The following is a 23487-nucleotide window of genomic DNA, read 5'->3' as shown; positions in this document are numbered from 1 at the left end:
TAGTCATAATTTTAAAATGGATATCAGTTATTCTATTTATATTTGATGAAAGAATCTCAATAAAAATAAACAATTCTAACTTTAATAAAGATGAAAAAAATAGGACTAATTTTAGCAATGGCTTTATTCACAAGTATTGTTAGTGCTCAAGATACCAAACCGGTGGTCAAAGAAAAAGCAAAAAAAGAATCATGTTGTGTTAAAACAGATTCAAAAGCTAACAAAATGACCGCCATAGAAATCGAAAAATGCCAAGCCAAATGTAAATCGGATGGAAAAAAATGTGCTTCTAAAGCATAATCCGTTAAACCTTATGTAAGCAAAACGCCTCTAAATTTAGAGGCGTTTTTTATAATATATATCCAGTATAATTGCTTTTTTTATTTTGCTCTAACGCTCCATTCAAAATCCATTTCAGAAACTTGGATTCCTTTTTCATCGGTGCCAATAGATTTCATCCAGAAGGTTTGTCCTTCTCCAGTAGCAATCGTTTCTTGAATCGCTTTCTCAATAAGGTGCCCATCATTACACGTAAAAGTAATTCTTCCTGTAGCCTTTTTGGTAAAATTCCCTTTATTATTGGCTACCAACATCGAGATTTTCTTACCGCTTTTTTGAATTTGAAACATCACCAAAGCCCCTGTAGATAATTCTGCGGCCATGGCTTGTACCGCAAAATAAATGGAATTGAATGGGTTTTGATTAATCCAGCGATGCTTTACGGATACTACACATTTATTTTGATCTATTTCTTTTACTCTCACGCCGCATATAAATGCGGATGGTAATTTGAACAATAGAAATTTATTAAGTTTAGAAGCTGTAAGTCTCATCAGTAGTGGTTTTTTTGCTAAAATACGAAAAAATACTATGCGTACATATAAAAATATTTTGTTAAATATTTGTTAATATTTGGTACTATGCGAAACAAGATACTGTCTTTTAGACATATATTTGTATAAGAAATTACTAGGTGACCTAAATTATTAAGAACCTGGAATTTTCAATCATCACAAGAGTCTAAAAGACGAACTGGCAAATCAATCAAAATCAACAATTAAAAAAAATGGAAACAACTACCGAAAAGAACACCGCTACATTTACACATTTGAGTGCCTTAACTCAATATTTTTTCCCATTTGGAAATTATATTTTTCCAATTTTGATTTGGACTTCAAAAAAAGACAAATCGGAATTTATAGATTTTCACGGAAAACAAGTTCTTAATTTTCAATTGAGTTTGTTATTGTATTCTTTGCTTCTTATCATGGTAGCCGTTCCCATTTTTATATTTACGGTCTTCAGTAACATTCCTTTTAATGCAATTGCAAATGATAATGATTACATTATCAACAATTTTAATATAGGAGATAATATCGGAATTATTACGGTAGGTCTAGTGGCTGTTTTTCTTTTTCTTCTATTGAAAGTAGCTGAATTTTTCTTAATTATTTACGCGGCTATTAAAACATCAAATGGAGAAAAATATAAATATCCAATAACGATTCCTTTTATTAAATAATTTTAAGAATTTAAAAAATGAAAAAAATATCTAACATACTGATTTTAATAGTTCTAATTAACATAAATTCTCGTGTATGGGCTCAGGAGACAATAAAAATCGAACATAAGCCTGCTGTTCCGCTAAAAGAGTTTGTAGACAGCCAAACTGTGATTAATTTTGATTTCGTCATTGAAAACAAAACAGCCGACACCTTGAAACTAACTAAAGTCCTTTTGCGCATTTACGATAAAAACAACCAGTTGCTGAAAGAAAAATTTTTAGACAATAATGGTACAGCGCCAAGCATTAACATGATTCCTAATAAAGAATTAAACGGAGTTGGAATAATTAACATCTTTAATCCTTTTCCCGTAATTCCTAATGACATTACAGAAAAACTGGTATATACTTTTACGTTTAATAATAGCATTTCAATTGAACACACTGTAATTCCGAAAAATTATAAACAAGCAGTTGACTTTATCCTTCCTGTGAAAAATACAACTTTGGTTTATGACGGCCATGATTATAACGCGCATCATCGCAGGTTTGATTATGAATTTGCACCAATTAAGAACTTTGGGTTTTCGACAAATTTCATGCGGTATGCTTATGATTTCGTAAAAGTGGATGCTAACGGAAAAATGTTTAAGACTGATGGCCTTCAGGATAATGACTGGTTTTCATTTGGAACTGATATACTAGCTGTTGCCAATGGAACAATCGTAGCGGTAGAGAAATCAAAACTTGATAATAAACAATTTGATATGGGCGAATTAAAAAATAATCAAATGGAATTATTTGGAAATTATGTAATCATTCAACATGGAGATAAATTATTTACTGTTTACGGACACATGAAACAAAACAGTTCCACATTAAAAACAGGAGACAAAGTGAAGCAAGGCCAAAAAATTGGTGAAATTGGAACTTCCGGAAGTGCCTTTATGCCACACCTGCATTTTGAAGTACGCAACACAAGCGGAGCCAATGCCGAAGGTTTACCTTCTTATTTCTCAGATTTCAGCATACTTTTAGGAAATACTAAGCAAAATATAAAATACGGAACGGTAAATACCGGAGATATTTTTATTTCAAATACAAAAAAATAAATCATCAATCAAAAAATGAATAGTTTAATCAACACAAAAATCAAAAAAAACGAATTATGAACATTGAAAACACAAAAGCCCAGATGCGCAAAGGTGTTCTCGAGTTTTGCATCTTATCCGTATTAAAAGAAAAAGAGGCATACACATCGGAAATATTAGACACTTTGAAAAACGCAAAATTATTAGTCGTGGAAGGAACAATTTATCCGCTACTTACCCGCTTGAAAAATGACGGATTACTCAACTATCGTTGGGAAGAATCGGTATCCGGTCCCCCAAGGAAATATTATGGACTGACCGAAATAGGACAAACATTTTTAAACGAACTTAATGGCACTTGGACCGAACTCTCAGATGCTGTAAACCTAATAACAAACCAAAAATAATAGCCATGAACAAGACTGTAAATATTAACTTAGGCGGAATGTTCTTTCATATAGATGAAGATGCATACCTGAAAATGACGCGTTATTTTGACGCAATAAAACGTTCTTTATCTAAATCATCAGGACAAGAGGAAATCATTAAAGATATTGAAATGCGTGTTTCGGAATTATTGACCGAAAAACAAAAAAGCGACAAACATGTAATAGGCTTGAAAGATCTAGATGAAGTTATTGCTGTGATGGGGCAACCTGAAGATTACATTATTGAAGAAGAAAATCAAAATACTTCCACATACGGTAATGACACTCGTCAAACAAAAAAACTATATAGAGATAAAGAAAAAGGAATGATTGGTGGCGTTGCAGCCGGATTAGGTCATTATTTTGGAATCGAAACGGTGTGGATTCGTATTGCATTGATTTTGTTAGTTTGGGGATTTGGTACTGGAATTCTTGCTTACATCATCCTTTGGATTGTAGTTCCTGAAGCAGTAACCACATCTGAAAAACTGGAAATGAATGGAGAGCCAGTTACAATTTCGAACATCGAAAAAAAAGTGAGAGAAGAATTTGAAAATGTTTCTGACAAATTCAAAAATGCCGATTACGATAAATTTGGAAATCAGATAAAAACTGGAGCTGGAAAATTTGGGAGTTCTTTAGGAGATTTTATCTTGGGTGTTTTCAAAGTTTTCGCAAAATTTCTTGGTGTGATTTTAATCATAACTGGATTTACAGTACTTATTTTATTGCTAATTGGAGTTTTTACATTGGGATCTAACGCTTTTATTGACTTCCCTTGGCAGGGATTTATTGAAGCTGGAAACTTTACGGATTATCCTATTTGGGCTTTTGGATTATTGATGTTCTTTGCAGTGGGAATTCCATTCTTTTTCCTAACATTATTAGGTTTCAAATTATTAGCACCAATCATGAAATCTATTGGTAACATTGCGAAATATACGTTGCTAGCGCTTTGGTTAATATCAATTGCATTGTCGATTTCTATTGGTGTAAAACAAGCCTCCGCTTTTGCGATTGACGGGAGAGTTGTTCAGAAACAAAACATTAATTTGCAGCCAAATGACACCCTTTCCATTAAATTTAAATATAATGATTATTATGCGAAAAACCTTGATGATCGTAATGAATTTACGATAACTCAAGATTCAACAAATTTAGATGTAATCTATTCTAATCAAGTAAGTTTCAAGATAGAAAAGACGGATGAAAAAATTCCTTACATTCAAATTGAAAAAGAAGCGAAAGGAAAATCATTATTCGAAGCCAAAAAACGAGCAGAAGAAATTAAATATGGCTACAAAATAGTAGGAAACCAATTAATTTTAGATAATTATCTATTAAGCGATTTAAAGAATAAATATCGTGATCAAGAAGTAGAAATCACTTTGTTTTTACCTACAGGTACTTTATTGAAAGTGGATTCAAGTGTTCAAAATTACGATCGCTCAGATGATGATTACTTTAATTTACATTATAGTTCTGACAATTATATTTACAAAGTGGAAGATTCTAAAGTAAAATGCTTGAATTGTCCAGCAGAAGAAAATGAACACAATGATGTTGCTGAAGAAAGTGATAGTACCCAAACATCAATTATCATTAACGAAAACGGTGTTTCTGTAAATGGTGATACTATTAACGATTCAAAAAAAAGATTTAAGGAATTAAAAATAAACAAAGACGGTATCATCATTAAAACCAAATAGTCATGATAAAAATAATCACGTTAATCACCAAATTCATAATTGTAACCTTAACTGCTTTGCTATTTGCATCGTGTAACTTCAATCATTCAATCCATATAGGAGACGGAATCGATGGAAACGGAAATGTTACTACAGAAACCCGAAGTGCCAATGGAAATTTTACCAGTGTTAAAGCCAGTAATGGTCTTGATGTTGTTTTGGTACAGTCTGAAACAAAATCAATTACCGTAGAAGCTGATGAAAATTTACAGAAACATATTATAACCAAGGTCGAAAACGGGGTTTTAATTGTTGAAACAGATGAAAATATCGATGAATCTAAATCGAAAAAAATTACTGTAAAACTTCCTGAAATCAAAGAATTGCAATCCTCTAGTGGCGCTAACATAAAATCACTAAACGTTTTAAAAGGCGAGACTATCAAAATAAAAGCCAGTAGCGGAAGTGAAATTGAAGTGTCGCTGGAAGTGGATTCTATTATTTGCGAATCATCAAGCGGAAGTTCCATTAACATTAATGGAAAAGCATTAAGTCTAGAGACGGCAGCTTCCAGCGGAAGCGAGATAGATGCTGCCAAATTATTTGCAAATGATATTACGGCCCAGGCTTCAAGCGGAAGTTCTACAAACGTGCATCCAATAGTGAGCCTGAACGCAAAAGCATCAAGCGGAAGTTCGATTGATTACAATCATGTTCCAAAAAAAATCACGAAAGCAGAAAGTTCTGGCGGAAGTGTTTCTCAAGAATAGACCTATATTTTAACAGAAACAAGATAAATCATCCATCAAAAGTGGATGATTTTTTTATATTTGTACAATACTAATAAAAATCCAAATGAAAAAACACCTAGCTATATTCCTACTCGTGTTGTCTACCACTTTAACTTTGGCACAAAAGAAAGATAAATTAAAAGGTTCAAAAACGGTAACTGTCGAAAATAAAGACGTTGGTAATTTCGACGAACTAGAAATAGACGATAATATTGAAGTATATCTCGAGCGCGGTGAAAAAAATACTATAAAAATTGAAGCCGATGAAAATCTTCACGAAATTATTGCTCTTGATTTAAAAGACAATACACTCCGTATTTATACCACCAAAGAAGCTGTAGGTTATAAGAAGTTAATGGTAAGAGTAACGTATACCAAGGATTTGAATCTAATTACTTCAAAAAATGAAGCAATAATAAACGCAATAGAAGAAATTCAATTGGACGACGTTACCTTTAAAGCCTATGATTATTCGAAACTTTTTTTGAATGTCAATACTAAGAATTTTCTTTTACAGGCAGATGACAAAACCAAAATGGAACTCAATCTAAAATCAGAAAAAGCAACAATCGAATTAAGTAAAAATGCGGCTTTGAAATCTTTAATCACTACTGTTGATTTGAAAATTGATTTGTACCAAAAATCAAATGCGGCAATTGAAGGTAATGCAATTAATGCAACAGTTCGATTGGACAATAATTCAACCTTGAAGGGAAGTAAACTTTTCGTAAAAAATGCTGAAGTGACAACAGAAAGTTATTCCTCTGGTAGTTTGTTTGTAGAAACTAACGTAATTATAGATGCTTCCGGAAATTCCGAAATTCAACTTTTGGGTACTCCCAAAATAGAAATGCGACAATTTAGTGGCGAAGCCAAATTGCTCAAGAAAGCAAAATAATACAACAAAAAAAGTCCCAATTTTATGAATTGGGACTTTTTTTTACGCTATACTTTTATACTTTATTTACTCTTTAGCAGCTAAATATCTTTCCGCGTCTAATGCAGCCATACAACCTGTTCCTGCCGCAGTTATTGCTTGTCGATATACATGATCCGCAGCATCACCGGCAACAAAAACACCATCAACATTAGTTTTTGAAGATCCTGGCGTGTTAACAATGTATCCCGTTTCGTCTAATGTAATAAAAGGTACAAATATATCTGTGTTGGGTTTGTGACCAATAGCAACAAAGAAACCAGTAGCTTCGATATCGAACGTTTCACCAGTAGATTTATTTAGTGCTTTTACACCCGTAACGACTTGTTCATCTCCTAAAACTTCTACAGTATCATGATTCATCAGGATCGTAATATTTTCTGTTTTGCGAACGCGTTCTTCCATGATTTTTGAAGCTCTGAATTTTTCGCTTCGAACAAGCATTGTTACTTTTTTACATAGTTTTGACAAATAATGTGCTTCCTCACAAGCTGAATCACCTGCTCCAACAATTACTACGTCTTGATTTCTGTAGAAAAATCCATCACAAATAGCACAAGCAGAAACACCACCACCCATTTTTAAGTAATGTTGTTCAGAAGGCAAACCTAAATATTTAGCAGTAGCACCAGTAGAAATGATTACTGTTTCACAATGCAATTCTTTAGTACCATTGATCCATACCTTATGAACATCACCTGAAAAATCAACTTTGGTGGCCCAACCATCACGCACATCCGTACCAAAACGTTGCGCTTGCGCTTGTAATTGCACCATCATTTCCGGACCAGTTATTCCTTCAGGATTACCAGGCCAATTTTCCACTTCGTTAGTTGTTGTTAGTTGGCCTCCAGGCTGCATTCCTTGGTATAAAACAGGATTCATATTTGCTCTAGCGGCATATATTGCAGCAGTATAACCTGCAGGACCAGAACCTATAATAAGACATTTAATTTTTTCGATTGTATCAGACATACTATGATTTTATGATTTTAAACAGTACAAAAATAAGTGATAATTACTGGATTACAGAACCCAAATAATCAGTTTTTGTTATTCTACAATAAAAAAATCCCTTCTGTGGAGACAGAAAGGATTTTTTAGTCGGGGTGGCAGGATTCGAACCTGCGGCCTCCTGCTCCCAAAGCAGGCGCGATAACCGAGCTACGCTACACCCCGAAAGCGAGTGCAAATATACAACTATTTTTTGCTTATTCAAAGACTATTTATGAAATAAGAAATAAAAATAATTTGGTGAAAAAATAATCAAAAAAAATAACTCTCTTGAGCTTTTCCCTCGATGTAATTTATGCATCGACTCCCCTATTCTAGATTACAGTGAAAAGCTTCGCTGAGCTTCTCCAGATTTTTTCTTGACACAAAAGAGCGACCAAAGGAAGCTCCTTTTATGGCTTTATAAAAAAAGGAGAAGGTCAAGCCTCAATGCGAAGGATTGAAACGAACAGCTGGAATAGCTCCGGAAAATCGTATCTATTTATAAAAAGGTAATCTGTCAAATAGCGACTAATCAAGCTTTAACAAATGTTAACAAAATAGATTTTTAGAAACCATATTTAATTGTATTTTTACGGTTCAAAATTTAGAAAAATAAATGGGCAAAATCATTGCGATTGCTAATCAAAAAGGGGGAGTTGGGAAGACTACAACGTCTGTAAATCTTGCTGCTTCATTAGGCGTTTTAGAAAAAAAAGTACTATTAATTGACGCTGATCCTCAAGCAAATGCCAGTTCCGGTTTGGGAATTGATGTAGAATCTGTTGAGATTGGTACGTATCAAATTTTAGAACACAGTAATACCCCAAAAGAGGCCATTATAAAATGTTCGGCTCCAAATGTAGATATCATACCCTCTCATATTGATCTTGTTGCCATCGAAATCGAATTGGTTGACAAAGAGAACAGGGAATATATGCTTAAAAAAGCATTGGAAAGTGTTAAAGATGACTACGATTTTATTATAATCGATTGTGCTCCATCCTTAGGATTGCTTACATTAAATGCCTTGACGGCTGCTGATTCCGTGATTATTCCAATTCAGTGTGAATATTTTGCATTGGAAGGTTTAGGGAAATTATTGAATACCATAAAAAGTATCCAAAAAATTCATAACCCAGATTTAGACATTGAAGGATTATTATTGACGATGTTTGACTCCAGATTGCGTTTATCAAACCAAGTTGTTGAAGAGGTTCAAAAACATTTTAACGATATGGTTTTTGACACTATTATACAGCGAAATGTTAAGTTGAGCGAAGCACCAAGTTTTGGCGAAAGCATTATAAACTACGATGCTACAAGTAAAGGAGCTACAAATTATCTACATCTTGCTCAAGAAGTTATAAAGAAAAACAGTAAATAGTTTTATGGCAAAAGCAATAAAAAAACAAGCATTAGGAAGAGGATTATCAGCATTATTAAAAGATCCGGAAAACGATATAAAATCTGTAGACGATAAAAATGCAGATAAAGTTGTAGGGAATATTATTGAGCTTGAAATAGATGCTATCGAAATCAATCCGTTTCAGCCTCGAAGTAATTTCAATGAAGAATCATTGAGAGAATTAGCTACTTCTATTAAAGAATTAGGCGTTATTCAACCTATAACTGTTCGGAAATTAGACTTTAACAAATACCAGTTAATATCAGGTGAACGTCGTCTTCGCGCTTCCACTTTGGTTGGTTTGACTACTGTTCCCGCATATATTCGAATTGCAAATGACAATGAATCACTGGTTATGGCCTTGGTTGAAAACATTCAACGCCATGATTTAGATCCAATAGAAATTGCGCTTTCGTACCAGCGTTTGATTGACGAAATTCAATTGACTCAAGAACAAATGAGTGAACGAGTGGGTAAAAAACGTTCTACGATTGCCAATTACCTCAGACTTTTGAAATTAGATCCAATTATTCAAACTGGGATTCGTGATGGATTTATCAGTATGGGTCATGGTCGTGCGATAATCAATATCGAAGACCAAGATATTCAGACTGATATTTATCAAAAAATCGTAAGTCAGAATCTTTCAGTTAGAGACACAGAAACTTTGGTAAAAAACTACCAGGAAAGTTTAAAACCAAAACCTGCAGGTAAAACTAAAGCCGCCACATTTGAAATTGGCGAGACTCAAAAAAACACTTTTACCAATTATTTTGGTACAAAAGTCGATGTCAAAGTAGCGGGTAACGGAAAAGGGAAAATTACAATTCCATTTCATTCCGAAGAAGATTTCAACAGAATAATTAAACTAATAAACGAGTAGTGCATAAAATCATTTTCATAGTTCTATTCTTTTTTACTGTAGGAACTGCAACTGTTTTTGCCCAAACAAAAACTGATGCAGTTCTTGTGGCTAAAGACACTTTGAAATCAAATGAAATAGATCCTTTGACACCAGCTAAAGCGGCCTTTTACTCGGCTATATTACCAGGTTTAGGACAAGCTTACAATAAAAAATACTGGAAGATTCCTATTGTTTATGGAGCTATTGGAACCAGTTTGTATTTTTACATCGATAACAATAAAAAATACCATCAATACAGAGACGCTTACAAAAGAAGACTGGAAGGATACACGGATGATAATTTTAGTTATTTAGATAAAACCCGATTGATTGCCGGCCAGAAATTTTATCAAAGAAATCGAGATTTATCAGCTCTAGTAACCTTGGCATTTTACGCATTAAATATTGTGGATGCCAATGTGGACGCCGCCCTACTACAATTCAATGTTGATGAAAACTTATCTGTTAGACCTATTATTTATCCCAATGATGTAACATTTAAAACTAATGTTGGACTAACACTTAACTACCATTTTTAAAAAGTAAAATAGTTGCTAACTCTCTACTTTTTTTAATCACAAATAACACACAAATGAAAATTGCGCTTTTAGGATACGGTAAAATGGGTCAGGTAATCGAAAGAATTGCCACAGAAAGAGGACATGAAATCGTTTTGAAAAAAGACGAAAATAATACTTTTGAAGGTCTTTCTAATGCAGATGTCGCTATCGATTTTAGTGTTCCTTCGGCTGCAGTCAATAATATATCAAATTGTTTTCACGCAAATGTTCCAGTTGTTTCAGGAACTACGGGTTGGTTAGAACACTATGATGAAATGGTTGCACTTTGTGCAGCAAAAAACGGAGGATTTATCTCCAGTTCGAACTTTAGTCTAGGAGTCAATATTTTCTTTGAACTCAACGAATATTTGGCAAAAATAATGTCAAAATTTGATTCGTATTCAGTAGAGATGGAAGAAATTCATCATACTCAAAAACTGGATGCTCCCAGTGGAACTGCGATATCATTAGCAAAAGGCGTGATAGAAAACAGTTCATACACGAACTGGACCTTAGAAAACCCTGAAGCTAACCAGATTCATATCGACGCCAAAAGAATTGGAAATTTTCCTGGAACACATACTGTAACCTATAACTCAGCTGTAGACGCCATAGAAATAAAACACACAGCGCACAATAGAGAAGGTTTTGCACTTGGCGCTGTCATCGCAGCTGAATGGCTCGTGGGAAAACACGGCATTTTTACAATGAAAGACGTCTTAAACTTAAAATAAACACTAATTAAAAGAGCGTAAGCATATTCAAGCAATTAAAATTAAAAATCTAAAATTATGACATTATATCAATGGTTTGTCTTTTTCCTATTTGTACAAATAGTTCACTTTTTAGGGACATGGAAATTATATGAAAGTGCCGGCAGAAAACGATGGGAAGCTGCCATTCCTGTATATAATGCTATTGTTTTAATGAAAATTATCGGTCGTCCAACCTGGTGGACAGTTTTGCTTTTTATTCCTATCATAAATCTGATTATGTTTCCTATTATTTGGGTAGAGACATTAAGAAGTTTTGGGAAAAAATCTACTTTAGATAGTTTTTTAGGAATAATTACTTTTGGATTCTACATTTATTACATTAATTATACCCAAAAATTAGAGTATAACGCAGACAGAAGTTTACATCCTGAGAATAAAACAGCAGACACCGTTAGTTCTTTACTTTTTGCGGTGATAGTAGCTACTTTAGTTCACACGTATTTTATTCAACCTTACACCATCCCTACTGCTTCATTAGAAAAATCGTTGTTGATTGGTGACTTTCTTTTTGTCAGCAAAATGAATTACGGAGCTAGAGTTCCTATGACCACTGTTGCTTTACCAATGGTACATGACTCTATTCCATTAACTAAAAGAAAATCTTATTTAAACTGGCCACAATTACCTTACTTGAGATTACCTGGTTTTCAAACGATAGAAAGAACAGATATCGTAGTGTTCAATTGGCCTGTTGATACCGTTTATAAATTTTTTGACACATCAAGACGACATGCATTCAAACCTGTAGATAAAAAATCGAATTATGTTAAACGATGTGTGGGAGTTCCTGGCGATAGTTTGTCTATAAAAGATGGAATTGTTTATATCAATAATAAATTAATGGTTATGCCCGAAAGAGCAAGACCACAATATTCTTATGCCGTAGCTTTGGATAAAAAAACACCTATTGATTTTGAATATCTATTGAAAGATATGGATGTTGCTACGGATCAAGCTGGTTTTAAAAGTGAACTAAGAGATACCTTATTTTTAAATGCACTTACCGCAGCGGGAGCTGAACGATTGAAAAATGTACCCGGAATAGTATCTGTCACAAGACAAATTTCAAAAGGTATCGAAGAAGGAATATTTCCTCATATACATAAATGGAATCGTGATAATTTTGGTCCAATTTACATTCCTCAAAAAGGAAAGACAGTCGCCTTGACTGCAGAAAGCTTACCATTTTACAAAAGAATAATTACGGAGTATGAGAAGAATGACAATGGTGACAAAAATGACTTGAAAGTTACTGGTGACGAAATAAGACTGAATGGAGCAATCATTAAAAACTACACCTTCAAACAAAATTATTACTGGATGATGGGAGACAATCGCCATAATTCAGAAGACAGCCGTTATTGGGGATATGTGCCCGAGGATCACATTGTAGGAAAACCTATTTTTATCTGGATGAGCTGGGACACTAATGGTAAAGGTTTAAATAAAATTCGTTGGGACAGAGTTTTTACAACTGTTAGCGGTGAAGGACAACCACAATCTTATTTTAAATTATTCTTGTTTGGTTTAGTCGCTTTCTTTATAGGAGAATATTTCTGGAAAAAGAGAAAAGAGAAAAAAGCAAACATTTAAAATTTCTAGTATAAAGGCTAAGGTTTAAAGTTGTATTCGTAACTTTAAACCTTAAACTTTATGTATCAATCTGATTTCATGAAAACCATACTTTTCCCCACCTATTTCCCTTCGATAAGCCATTTTGCTGCTCTAGCGCAAGCGGAGATTGTAGTGTTTGAGGTAGAGGATAACTTTCAAAAACAAACCAATCGCAACAGAACGTATATCTATAGTCCAAATGGTATTCAACTATTGAATATCCCTGTGAAGCATTCCAAAGAAAGCCATCAAAAAACAAAAGATATTCAAATAGAACCTGATTTTGATTGGCAAAAACAACATTTTAAATCATTAGAAGCGGCCTACAGAAGTTCGCCCTTCTTTGAGTTTTTTGAAGATGACTTGCGTCCAATTTTCGAAAAAAAGCATACCTTTTTATTGGATTTGAATTTTCAAATTTTAGAAATAGTATCGAAATGTTTACGAATGAAACTGGATTATTCAACAACCACAGAATACTTTCACGAAGTGGATCCAAATGAGTTTAAAGACTTCAGAACCTTAGTAAATGGGAAAAAAGATTCTTCACTGTTTGAAAGCTACACCCAGGTTTTTGACGACAAACATGGGTTTATTAACAATCTTAGCGTACTTGATTTGTTATTTAATGAGGGAAAATATGCTTTAGATTATTTAAAAAAACAGGAGTTAATTATAAAATAGCTTTAAAAATTACTCTCCTTCAAATGACATTCTTGCCATCACTGGAAAATGATCCGAATTTATAAATTCAGGAAAGCTTTCAAACTTCTTAATTTTCATCCTATCATCTGCAAAAATATAATCAATTCTGGCTGGGTAATATTTAAATTTATAGGTAACACCCAAACCTTTTCCAGCTTCTTCAAAGCTATCTTGTAATTTCCCTTTTATGCTTCTGTATACATAGGAAAAAGCACTATTATTCATATCTCCACAAATTATAATAGGATATTCACAATTATTTTTATGCTCCATGAACTTCTCGGCTTGTTCCTGTTGCTGTTTGAAAGCCACACTAATTCTTTTGAACATTATTTCAGATTTATCCTGATTAATTACCTCAATATTTTCATTGATTTCACTAACATCCGGAGATATTTTCAAGGACTGTAAATGCATATTATACACTCGGATGATATCCTTTCCTTTTTTAATATCAGCAAAAATGATATCATTAGTGGTGTTGGGAAAAACAATGCTCCCTTGGTCAATAATGGGAAATTTTGAAAAAATAGCTTGACCGGTTTTGACATTATTCCCATCCGTAAAAATATATCGATGCGGATACACCTTAAAATCAATATTAGCCGAAGAAGAATATTCCTGTATACATAAAATATCAGGGTTCTTCTCATTGACAAACTCCAGAATCTCTGTGGGAACATTATCTCTATCAATCCATTTGAATACGTTAAATAGATGAACGTTATAGCTCATGACAGTGAAATCCTTGTCTAGTACAGGGAAATCAGTAGAAGAAAATTTATAAAATTTATTAATAAAGGTAATTCCAATCAAAAGTACTAGTCCCGACAAAATCATTCGTTTTTTGAATTGCAGCAGCCAATAAACAAAAAACAACCCATTCGCAATAAAAAAGAAAGGCATAAATAGCGTTAAAACAGAGAGTATTGGGAACGATTTAGGTGCCAAAAAAGGCAAAGCATAGGCTATAAATGTTAATATTATTAGCACTATATTCAAAAAAAACATTAGTTTATTGAACCACGAGAGGTTTTTCATTTATTTTTATTTATGTCTGTATTCTAAAGTTACTGCAACATTAAAATTCAAACAATATTACTTTCCTGCTTTGAATAAAAACTCTTTTTCTTCCTTAGTCAAACTATCGTAACCCGACTGACTTATTTTGTCCAAAATCTCATCGATTTGTTGCTGTGCCTTGTCTTTTGTTACGATTTTAGAGCCACTTCTTTCCATTGGCCTGCTATAATTTTTGTGCACCTTTTTGAATGGAGTTGACGAAGATTTGCTAAACAAATTTGCAAAAAAGTCAAAAATACGGGTCACTATTTTACTTAAATCAATTCCATTTTCAAGCAATTTAATAAAAATAAAACCAAATAAAGCGCCAGAGAGGTGAGAAATATGTCCGCCAGTATTTTCTAGTCTAAATTGCATTAAATCCAACAAGACAATAACAAAAGTAATATGCCATAATTTCACATTACCTATAAGCAATAATCGAACATTCATCAAAGGATGATAAGTAGTCGCAGCCACTAAAATAGCCATAATTGCTGCTGAAGCACCTACAATCGAAGCACTTGTATTTAGAAAGTAATACCCTAAAACAAAAGCAATTCCAGAAAATATAGCACTCAAGAGATACAATCCTAGAAATTGTTTAGGCGAAAAAAAAGTTAAAAATAAAGTGCTCGAAAAATTTAAAACCATCATATTAAAAAACAAATGCCAAAATCCATCATGCAAAAAAGCATAGGTTAGAAAAGTCCATGGTGCCATAATAAAATTAGATGGCTCTGACGAAAGTGCAATCCAACTAGGGAAATAGAATGCACCAACCTTAAATTGATAGAAAAAGATTAATGAAATAAGAAAACAAGACACGTTCCAATAGATTAACCGCTGGGCTATTCCACCTAATTTATACTGCAATTTCAAATCATCAATAATACTCATTACCTGTTTTTTCTATTAGGAATTATGTTTCGTAACTCTATATTTATTTTTAAGCTTAATTATGTCCTCACCTACTTTCTAAATTAATTCCAACGATTTTGATTGAATTGATTTTTCTTCCAATACCACATTATGATAAATCCAAATAATGCACCACCAACATGGGCAAAATGAGCAATTCCACCACCGCCAAAAATTGATTTTCCAGATATTCCTAAATACAAATCTACTAAAACTATACCTGGTACAAAATACTTTGCTTTAATTGGAACAGGAATAAACATTAACGCCAATTCCGCATTTGGAAACATAAAAGCAAATGCGACAATAGTTCCATAAATAGCACCAGATGCTCCAACCGCAGTACCAACATAAGCGCTAACAAAATTTAGCAAATCAGCACCATTCAAAAGAGCGATAATTTGTTGGTTATTTTTACCGTTCAAAACGGCTAAAATTTCAGCTTTAGAAAAACCTTGTGCCATCAAAGTATTTAAACCATCTTGAAAATAGTAATAATTCACTGCCGTATGCAGCAAAGCTGCTCCCAAACCACAAGAAACATAAAAAAACAAGAATTTTTTACTTCCCCAAACACTTTCCAATGCCGATCCAAACGAATATAAGGCAAACATATTAAAGAAAATATGCATCAATCCTCCATGCATAAACATGTGAGTAATAGGTTGCCAATATTGAAAACTTGGGTTTTCAGGAAAATATAATGCCAAATATTTATAAGCGATATCACCTAAAGCGAGGGTTCCAACAAAGAATAAAATATTAATAATGATTAATTGCTTAACCGTTTCTGTAACGTTTCTCATATTGCAAATTTTTTGTCTAAATCTTCCACACGCATCGTGATGAAAGTGGGTTTATGAAATGGGGAAACATTGGGTTCTTTACAGGCAAAAAGCCCATTTACCAAGTTTTCTTGTTCTTTTTCTGTAAGATGGGTTCCTGTTTTAACCGCTAAACTTTTAGCCATTGATTTAGCAATCGTATCGTTCTGACTAAAACTGCTTTCTGGAATTCCATCCTGTAAATCACTTAATAATTGTTCCAAAACAATGGATACTTCGCTCTCCGTAACATTAACGGGAATTCCTGAAATGACAACATGATCTGTATTATTTTCTTCGAAAACAAAACCTGTGTTCATTAATGAAAATTGTAATTCTGTAATAAGTTCCATTTCGATTGACGAGAAAAACAAGTTCAAAGGAAATAACAACTGCTGACTTGATGCTTGAAGAACGGTCATGTTTACTAAAAACTGTTCATATAAAACACGTTGATGTGCCCGCTGTTGATCCACAATTACCATCCCGGATTTAATAGAAGTAACAATATATTTTTTATGAATTTGATAGGTTTTGTGAACAGCATGTTCTACCTCTTCATCATTAAATAAAGAAGAAGTTACTTCTTCATTTTCAAAAGTGACATGTCCTATTTCATCACTATCTTGCTTTAAACCTACATACAAACTTTCCCAATTTGCAGTCGATTCCGGCTTTTTATAATTAGAAAAATGTTTGTTAGGCTTATCATCAGAAAACGGATTAAAATTACCATCGACTTGAATAGTTGGCGTTGCGCCCTCTAAATCTTTGTAATGGTAAGGCGTATCCAAGTTAGAATCCCGATCAAAATCCAAAACAGGCGCTACATTAAATTGCCCTAAACTATGTTTAATAGACGCTCTTAATATCGCATATAAAGCATGTTCATCGTCAAACTTAATTTCGGTTTTTGTCGGATGAATATTAATATCTATCGTATTAGGCGGAACTGTTAAATATAAAAAATAACTGGGTTGCGCACCATCTTTCAAAATCCCATCATAAGCAGCCATGACCGCATGATGTAAATAACCACTTTTAATAAACCGATCGTTGACAAAGAAAAACTGTTCTCCACGATTCTTTTTCGCAAATTCAGGTTTACTCACAAAACCTTGAATACTCACAATTTCTGTTTCTTCTTGAACTGGTACTAATTTCTCATTGGTTTTACCAGAAAAAACATTGACAATTCTTTGTCTTAATGTCGAAGGAGGTAAATTGAACATTTCGCTGCCGTTGTGATAAAACGTAAAATGTATTTTTGGGTGTGCCAAAGCCACTCGTTGAAACTCGTCAATAACATGACGGTATTCCACCGTATCTGATTTTAGAAAATTACGTCGCGCAGGAATATTAAAAAATAAATTTTTGACTGCAAATGAAGTTCCTTTTGGCAAAACCGCCACATCTTGTGATACAAACTTACTGCCTTCAATGACTATATGTGTCCCTAACTCCTCTTGGTCCTGCTTGGTTTTCATTTCCATATGCGCAATTGCTGCAATGGATGCTAGTGCTTCTCCACGAAAACCTTTGGTATGTAATGAAAATAAATCTTCTGCCTGACGGATTTTGGAAGTGGCATGACGTTCAAAACACAAACGCGCATCCGTGACTGACATCCCAAGACCGTTGTCAATAACCTGTACCAATGCCTTCCCTGCATCTTTAAGAATCAATTTTATATCTGTTGCTCTTGCATCTACGGCATTTTCAAGTAATTCTTTCACCACCGAAGCGGGTCTTTGAACAACTTCTCCAGCAGCAATTTGGTTGGCAACATGATCAGGAAGTAATTGAATGATACTCGACATTAAAAAATATTGTTTGAAGTTTAAATTCCCGAAACTTCGGGATAAAGTTTATGTACAACCAAAGTGTACAAATTTAATGAATTTCTATTGGGTTTTGTAGCGTACTTAATCATAAAAAAAACAAAAAACCTATACTATTTTAAAGGATAGTATAGGTTTATAATTATTGATTTTATCGTTTATTCCTTTAGTTCTAAAGGCGATCCTTCTTCTATTTGAATCGCTCCCGAAGACAATAAATGTTGATTATCTATTTGATGTGACAATGAAGATTGTTGACGAATATAAGCCATTTTTATGGCCGCAATAGCAGCTTCGGTACCTTTATTCCCATGAATCCCACCACTTCTATCAATGGATTGTTGCATTGTGTTATCGGTCAAGACACAAAAAATAACAGGAATATCTGTTTGAACATTCAAGTCTTTAATCCCTTGTGTTACTCCTTCACAAACAAAATCAAAATGCTTTGTTTGCCCTTGAATCACACACCCAATAGCAATTACGGCATCAACATTCTGTGTTTGCAACATTTTCTTCGAACCATATATAAGTTCAAAGCTCCCAGGAACATTCCAGCGAATGATATGCTGGGTTGGAACTTGGTTTTCCAAAAGCGCTTCGATTGCTCCTTTATAAAGACCTTCAGTTATAGAATCATTCCATTCTGAAACAACAATCCCAAAGCGAAAATCTTTCGCATTTGGGATTGAATTTTTATCGTAGTCGGATAAATTTTTATTTACGGTAGCCATATTTTTTTAGTTTTCAGTATTCAGTGTTCAGTATTCAGTTAGCACAATAAACTGCCTATTGTTACTGAGTACTGAATACTCTTTATTGTGCTAATCCTATTAAAACGTCAATTGAAGCAGCTTCTGGAGTTGCTTCATAATTATCTTTAATATCTGTAAAATATTTCAAAGCGTCTTCTTTATTTCCTAAGGCTAAAGCAGTTTTACCTGCTTTTAATAAGAAACGTGGAGTTGTAAAATCATTTTTGTTTGATTCAGCTGCTTTCACATAATTCTCTAAAGCTTCTTTTGATTTATTTTGTTGCGCATAAGCATCTCCAATCGCTCCTTTTGCCATAGCATTTAAAACAATATCTTCTGAGTTAAATTTACTCAAAAAATCAATAGCTTCAGCATATTTACCTGTATTTAAATAAGCCATACCTGCATAATAACTAGCTAAGTTTCCTGCATCAGTTCCAGAATATTCGTCTGCTATTTTAATGAACCCAAACTTACCTTCAGAACCATTTAAAGACAATTTATATAATGAATCACTTGCCACGCCGTCTGTAGCTTTTTGAAAATTTTGTTGTGCAACAAACATTTCGTTAGCAGCTTCATCTTGTTTTGGCGAAGCAATAAATTTTTGATACGCTAAATATCCTACTGTAAACAAAGCAACACCGGCAACTAATCCAATAATAACTTTTTGATTTCTAGCAACCCAGTCTTCCGTTTTTGAAGCTGTTTCGTCTAATGTTGAAAAAACACCAGCTGTTGTGCTGTCTTTTTCATCAACTTGTACTTCTTCAACTGTATCTTTAACTTCTTTTTCTTTTGGTGCTTTATATCCTCTTTTACTGTAAGTAGCCATTTATTTTTAATTTAGTGAATCGCAAAAATAAAATTTTTATTCAAACCCACATAAAAAATATGCTTTTATATTTAAAAAAAATGTAATAGGCGATTCTTTCTTTCCAAAGCCAAAATAATTTCCATAGAAAAAATGGAAAAGCCATTTTTATCGATATTTTTCAATAATTTGCACCCACTTTAAAAAACAAGTTGAAAAACATCAACGTTCTCAATATCAGCAAGCCTTAGAGATGCATTTAAAAAAGATTTCACTATTCAATTATAAGAATTTTTCAGAGGCAAATTTCGAATTTGATGCCAAAATAAATTGTTTTGTAGGTAAAAACGGCATCGGAAAGACAAATGTGCTCGATGCAATCTACCATTTAGCTTATGGAAAAAGCTATTTCAATCCATTAGCGATACAAAATATCAAGCACGGTGAAGAGTTCTTTGTAATTGATGCTGAATTTGAAAAAAACGAAAGAAACGAACAAATCGTTTGCAGTATAAAAAAAGGACAAAAAAAGATATTAAAACGCAATGGTAAAGCCTATGACAAATTTTCAGATCATATAGGTTTCATCCCTTTAGTGATTATTTCACCTGCTGATAGGGATTTGATCGTGGAAGGTAGCGAAACGAGACGAAAGTTTATGGACAGCGTTATTTCGCAATTGGATTCCCATTATTTGCAACAACTCATTCAATACCAAAAAGTGATGAGTCAACGCAATGCACTACTGAAATATTTTGCCCTAAATCATGTTTTTGAAAACGATACGCTTTCCATATATAATGAGCAGCTTACTAGTTTTGGAAAATATATTTTCGAAAAAAGAAAAGAATTTATAGACGAGTTCATCCCAATTTTCAATGTGCATCATCAGGCGATAACTGGTTCACAAGAAACGGTGCAATTAGTATATGAAAGTCATTTATTCGATAATGATTTATTGACACTTTTACAGGAAAACATCAATAAAGACCGGGCTTTACATTACACAAGCGTAGGAACTCATAAAGACGATTTATCATTTGAAATAGACAATCATCCTATCAAAAAATTTGGTTCACAAGGCCAACAAAAATCGTTTTTGATTGCTTTAAAACTAGCACAATTTGAATTTTTAAAAAAACAAAGTGGGGTAAAACCTATTTTGCTTTTCGATGACATATTCGACAAATTAGACGAAAGTCGAGTGGCTAAAATCATTGAAATGGTCAATAGCGATACTTTTGGACAGCTGTTTATTTCAGATACACACCCAGAACGAACTGAAACTATTGTAAAATCAACACATCAGAGCTATAAAATCTTCAACTTATAACTTTAATTTAAGAGTTTATACGATTCGAAAATTGAAAAATTACCTACTTTAGCCTACACAAATTTAAACCGTACTGCCAATGAAATTTCGTCCAATATTACTGCTGATTATATCATTTTTTGTTCTATCGTGTAACGGACAAACTTCCAAAAATGTAAAAACTATTGAACCTGCAGCATTTGCTGAAAAAATTGCAACAACTAACAATGCACAAATCCTTGATGTTCGAACTCCAGAAGAATATTCCTCCGGACATATTAATAATGCCGCTAACGTAAATTGGAATGGGAATGATTTCGATGTCAAAGCGACTACTTTTGATAAAACAAAACCAGTTTTTGTCTATTGTAAGAGTGGAGGAAGAAGCAAACCAGCAGTTGCAAAACTAGATGAATTGGGCTTTACTTCTATTTATGAATTACAAGGTGGAATGCTAAAATGGGATGCGGCAGGATTGTCTAAACCTAATGATAAAATTATCGGGATGAGTCCTCAGCAATATGGCGACTTAATAAACACCGATAAGAAAGTGTTGATTGATTTTTATGCAGAGTGGTGCGCTCCATGTAAAAAAATGGCTCCCTATCTTTTACAAATGCAAAAAGATTTAGCAGATAAAGTTACTATAGTCAGACTGAATGCAGACGAGAATAAAACCATGATGACCAAATTGAAAATCAGTGAACTTCCTGCTTTATTATTATATGAAAATAAGGAAGTGAAATGGAAACATTCCGGTTTTATTAGTGAAGAAGAGTTAAAAAAACAACTACAATAATTTTTAGATGCTTTCAAAAGACACGTTACAATTTCTGGATGATTTAAAAGCCAACAACAATAGAGATTGGTTTTTGGACAATAAAAAAAGATACGAAGCTTTCAAAAAAGATTATCAACAATTAGTTGGCGATTTACTTGATGCTATGAAGCCATTGGATCCCTCGCTAGAAATGCTTGAAGTCAAAAATTGTACTTTCAGAATCAATCGCGACATTCGGTTTTCAAAGGACAAAACTCCTTATAAATCGCATCTGGGCGTTTGGCTTTCTTCGGGAGCAAAAGGCGTCAATCGCTCAGGTTATTATCTTCATTTAGAAAAAGGAGCCAGTTTTATTGCTGGTGGATTATATTGTCCCGAAGCAGAAGATTTGAAAAAAATGCGCAAAGAAATTGCCTATTTCCACGATGATTTAGAAGCAATTCTCGACGAGAAAAATTTCAAAAAAGAGTTTAAAGATTTTGATCGAAATGAAAAAAATACATTAAAAAACCCACCGCGAGGATACGAAAAAGAACATCCAGCTATTGAATTTCTCAAACTGAAAAGTTTTGAATCCTCTCAAAGAATTGATATTTCGGAAATAACAAAAAAAGATTTTGTCGCAGTAATGAGTAAAAAACTCATTGCGTTAAAACCGCTAAATGATTTTATCAATAGGGCGCTAACTTCTGATGAATAATTTATACCGATGACAAAAAAGAAAATACTTTTTCTAGGGGAATCCTACAGAGCGGATGCCATCACATGGATGAATGGTCTGAAAGAATTTGGCGATTTTGAAATTATCACTTGGGAATTAAAAATGCCAAATAATTGTATTCATAACCGAATTTTAAGGGTTTTCGAAATTGAATTAGCTTATTTTAAAATAAAGAAGGTTATCAAATTGCATCAACCAGATATGGTAATTGCCGAAAGAACCACCAGTTATGGATTTCTTGCTGCCTTATCCGGAGTTAAACCTGTCGCAATAGCGCAACAAGGCAGAACCGATTTGTGGCCTGAAAATTCCATTTCATTACCATTAAAAAGGCTTATTCAACATTATGCCTTTCAAAAAGCAGATTTGATCCACGCTTGGGGCCCCGCAATGACAATTTCGATGCGGAAAGCCAATGTAGATATGAATAAAGTTTTGGTATTACCAAAAGGAATAGATTTGGCAAAATTCGAAAATAAAAATAATTCTGATCCCGAAAAAATTTGCGCCATTGTAACCCGCTCTTTATTGCCGGAATACCGTCATGAGATTATTCTAAAGTCTTTTGCTATTTTAAAAGAAAAAGGGATAGATTTCCTACTCACTATTATTGGAGATGGAACTCAACTTCAATACTTAAAAGAATTAGCAAAAAAATTAAATATAGAAGAGAAAGTCCATTTCACGGGAAGAATTCCAAATACAGAATTACCAAAATTATTACAACAATCTAATATTTATATCAGCATGCCAATAACAGAAGGAGTTTCAGCCTCTTTATTTGAAGCAATGGCCTGCAATTGTTATCCAGTTGTAACCGATATAATAGGAAATCAAAGTTGGATTACCCACCGAGAAAACGGTCAATTGATTCCCGTTGATGATTTCAAAATACTCGCTGAAGAATTAGTATGGTCATTTGAAAATAGTGAACATAGAAATAAAGCTGTTCTGAAAAACAGGAAATTTGTGGAAGAAAATGCCAATTACAATACAAACATGAAAATTATTGCTGATAAATACCACCAATTAATCAACACAAACAGCCCCAAGTAAC

25 protein-coding genes and 1 tRNA gene are annotated in these 23487 nt (G+C 33.4%); 17 read left to right on the top strand and 9 right to left on the bottom strand.

Annotation, left to right across the window (positions count from 1 at the left end; genetic code table 11):
* Positions 1-90: 90 nt before the first annotated feature.
* Positions 91-300, top strand: a complete 210-nt coding sequence (locus IWX84_RS07630; RefSeq protein WP_196850148.1) for a hypothetical protein — start codon at positions 91-93, stop codon at positions 298-300.
* An 80-nt stretch (positions 301-380) separates the two neighbouring features.
* Here IWX84_RS07630 and IWX84_RS07625 read toward each other — a convergent pair whose 3' ends face one another.
* On the bottom strand, positions 381-833 hold the full coding sequence (locus IWX84_RS07625; protein WP_196850147.1) for a DUF4442 domain-containing protein: 453 nt from the start codon (positions 831-833) through the stop codon (positions 381-383).
* Positions 834-1066: 233 nt separating this feature from the next.
* Here IWX84_RS07625 and IWX84_RS07620 point away from each other — a divergent pair, with 233 nt between their 5' ends.
* The 6 genes from IWX84_RS07620 (at position 1067) to IWX84_RS07595 (ending at position 6400) form a co-directional block, all read left to right on the top strand.
* Positions 1067-1522, top strand: a complete 456-nt coding sequence (locus IWX84_RS07620) for a DUF4870 domain-containing protein (protein ID WP_196850146.1) — start codon at positions 1067-1069, stop codon at positions 1520-1522.
* Positions 1523-1539: 17 nt separating this feature from the next.
* Entirely contained in the window at positions 1540-2616 is a 1077-nt protein-coding gene (locus IWX84_RS07615) for a M23 family metallopeptidase (protein WP_196850145.1), read from the top strand.
* A gap of 56 nt (positions 2617-2672) precedes the next feature.
* Positions 2673-3002, top strand: coding sequence for a PadR family transcriptional regulator (locus IWX84_RS07610; RefSeq protein WP_196850144.1), 330 nt, complete (start codon positions 2673-2675; stop codon positions 3000-3002).
* A 5-nt stretch (positions 3003-3007) separates the two neighbouring features.
* A complete protein-coding gene (locus tag IWX84_RS07605) occupies positions 3008-4732 on the top strand; it encodes a PspC domain-containing protein (protein ID WP_196850143.1) in 1725 nt (574 codons plus the stop codon).
* A gap of 2 nt (positions 4733-4734) precedes the next feature.
* Positions 4735-5481: a head GIN domain-containing protein gene (locus IWX84_RS07600; protein WP_196850142.1), complete on the top strand. Its 747-nt coding sequence runs from the start codon at positions 4735-4737 to the stop codon at positions 5479-5481.
* Positions 5482-5566: 85 nt separating this feature from the next.
* Positions 5567-6400, top strand: coding sequence for a GIN domain-containing protein (locus IWX84_RS07595; RefSeq protein ID WP_196850141.1), 834 nt, complete (start codon positions 5567-5569; stop codon positions 6398-6400).
* A gap of 66 nt (positions 6401-6466) precedes the next feature.
* On the opposite strand, the gene trxB is transcribed toward IWX84_RS07595, so the two are convergent.
* Both trxB and IWX84_RS07585 read right to left on the bottom strand, forming a co-directional pair.
* A complete protein-coding gene (trxB, locus tag IWX84_RS07590) occupies positions 6467-7414 on the bottom strand; it encodes a thioredoxin-disulfide reductase (RefSeq protein WP_196850140.1) in 948 nt (315 codons plus the stop codon).
* Positions 7415-7543: 129 nt separating this feature from the next.
* Positions 7544-7618 (bottom strand) — tRNA-Pro (locus IWX84_RS07585).
* A 433-nt stretch (positions 7619-8051) separates the two neighbouring features.
* Here IWX84_RS07585 and IWX84_RS07580 point away from each other — a divergent pair.
* The 6 genes from IWX84_RS07580 to IWX84_RS07555 all read left to right on the top strand — a co-directional run bounded on the left by IWX84_RS07580 (position 8052) and on the right by IWX84_RS07555 (position 13378).
* Entirely contained in the window at positions 8052-8819 is a 768-nt protein-coding gene (locus IWX84_RS07580; RefSeq protein ID WP_196850139.1) for a ParA family protein, read from the top strand.
* Between the two features lie 4 nt (positions 8820-8823).
* The gene (locus IWX84_RS07575; RefSeq protein WP_196850138.1) at positions 8824-9723 is read left to right on the top strand and encodes a ParB/RepB/Spo0J family partition protein; all 900 of its coding nucleotides are present in this window, start codon (positions 8824-8826) and stop codon (positions 9721-9723) included.
* Entirely contained in the window at positions 9723-10283 is a 561-nt protein-coding gene (locus IWX84_RS07570) for a DUF5683 domain-containing protein (protein ID WP_196850137.1), read from the top strand. The genes IWX84_RS07575 and IWX84_RS07570 overlap by 1 nt, the downstream gene beginning before the upstream one ends.
* Before the next feature lie 53 nt (positions 10284-10336).
* A complete protein-coding gene (gene dapB, locus IWX84_RS07565; protein ID WP_196850136.1) occupies positions 10337-11038 on the top strand; it encodes a 4-hydroxy-tetrahydrodipicolinate reductase in 702 nt (233 codons plus the stop codon).
* A gap of 57 nt (positions 11039-11095) precedes the next feature.
* The gene (lepB, locus tag IWX84_RS07560; RefSeq protein ID WP_196850135.1) at positions 11096-12673 is read left to right on the top strand and encodes a signal peptidase I; all 1578 of its coding nucleotides are present in this window, start codon (positions 11096-11098) and stop codon (positions 12671-12673) included.
* Between the two features lie 78 nt (positions 12674-12751).
* Entirely contained in the window at positions 12752-13378 is a 627-nt protein-coding gene (locus IWX84_RS07555) for a WbqC family protein (protein ID WP_196850134.1), read from the top strand.
* Between the two features lie 9 nt (positions 13379-13387).
* On the opposite strand, the gene IWX84_RS07550 is transcribed toward IWX84_RS07555, so the two are convergent.
* From IWX84_RS07550 to IWX84_RS07525, 6 genes are all read right to left on the bottom strand, one after another.
* Positions 13388-14440, bottom strand: a complete 1053-nt coding sequence (locus tag IWX84_RS07550; protein WP_196850133.1) for an endonuclease/exonuclease/phosphatase family protein — start codon at positions 14438-14440, stop codon at positions 13388-13390.
* A 57-nt stretch (positions 14441-14497) separates the two neighbouring features.
* Positions 14498-15361 (bottom strand): rhomboid family intramembrane serine protease, encoded by an 864-nt coding sequence (locus IWX84_RS07545; protein ID WP_196850132.1) that lies wholly within the window; start codon positions 15359-15361, stop codon positions 14498-14500.
* Positions 15362-15444: 83 nt separating this feature from the next.
* Positions 15445-16188: a rhomboid family intramembrane serine protease gene (locus tag IWX84_RS07540; RefSeq protein ID WP_196850131.1), complete on the bottom strand. Its 744-nt coding sequence runs from the start codon at positions 16186-16188 to the stop codon at positions 15445-15447.
* Positions 16185-18026 (bottom strand): DNA mismatch repair endonuclease MutL, encoded by a 1842-nt coding sequence (mutL, locus tag IWX84_RS07535; protein ID WP_196850130.1) that lies wholly within the window; start codon positions 18024-18026, stop codon positions 16185-16187. Before mutL ends, IWX84_RS07540 begins: the two co-directional genes overlap by 4 nt.
* Positions 18027-18205: 179 nt before the next feature.
* Positions 18206-18781 carry a 6,7-dimethyl-8-ribityllumazine synthase gene (ribH, locus tag IWX84_RS07530; protein WP_196850129.1) on the bottom strand — a complete coding sequence of 192 codons (576 nt, stop codon included), beginning with the start codon at positions 18779-18781 and terminating at the stop codon, positions 18206-18208.
* Between the two features lie 82 nt (positions 18782-18863).
* The gene (locus IWX84_RS07525; RefSeq protein WP_196850128.1) at positions 18864-19637 is read right to left on the bottom strand and encodes a tetratricopeptide repeat protein; all 774 of its coding nucleotides are present in this window, start codon (positions 19635-19637) and stop codon (positions 18864-18866) included.
* Between the two features lie 232 nt (positions 19638-19869).
* Here IWX84_RS07525 and recF point away from each other — a divergent pair, with 232 nt between their 5' ends.
* The 4 genes from recF to IWX84_RS07505 all read left to right on the top strand — a co-directional run bounded on the left by recF (position 19870) and on the right by IWX84_RS07505 (position 23486).
* Positions 19870-20949, top strand: a complete 1080-nt coding sequence (recF, locus tag IWX84_RS07520) for a DNA replication/repair protein RecF (protein ID WP_196850127.1) — start codon at positions 19870-19872, stop codon at positions 20947-20949.
* A gap of 79 nt (positions 20950-21028) precedes the next feature.
* Positions 21029-21727 carry a thioredoxin domain-containing protein gene (locus IWX84_RS07515; RefSeq protein ID WP_196850126.1) on the top strand — a complete coding sequence of 233 codons (699 nt, stop codon included), beginning with the start codon at positions 21029-21031 and terminating at the stop codon, positions 21725-21727.
* Positions 21728-21734: 7 nt separating this feature from the next.
* Complete coding sequence (locus IWX84_RS07510) at positions 21735-22409, top strand: DUF2461 domain-containing protein (protein WP_196850125.1); 675 nt, start codon at positions 21735-21737, stop codon at positions 22407-22409.
* Positions 22410-22418: 9 nt separating this feature from the next.
* Positions 22419-23486 carry a glycosyltransferase gene (locus tag IWX84_RS07505; protein ID WP_196850124.1) on the top strand — a complete coding sequence of 356 codons (1068 nt, stop codon included), beginning with the start codon at positions 22419-22421 and terminating at the stop codon, positions 23484-23486.
* The last annotated feature ends 1 nt before the right edge of the window (position 23487 follow it).

The sequence above is a fragment of the Flavobacterium sp. CG_9.10 genome, from assembly GCF_015752245.1.
Lineage (GTDB): Bacteria > Bacteroidota > Bacteroidia > Flavobacteriales > Flavobacteriaceae > Flavobacterium.
This window is presented reverse-complemented; position numbering and strand designations above follow the sequence as displayed.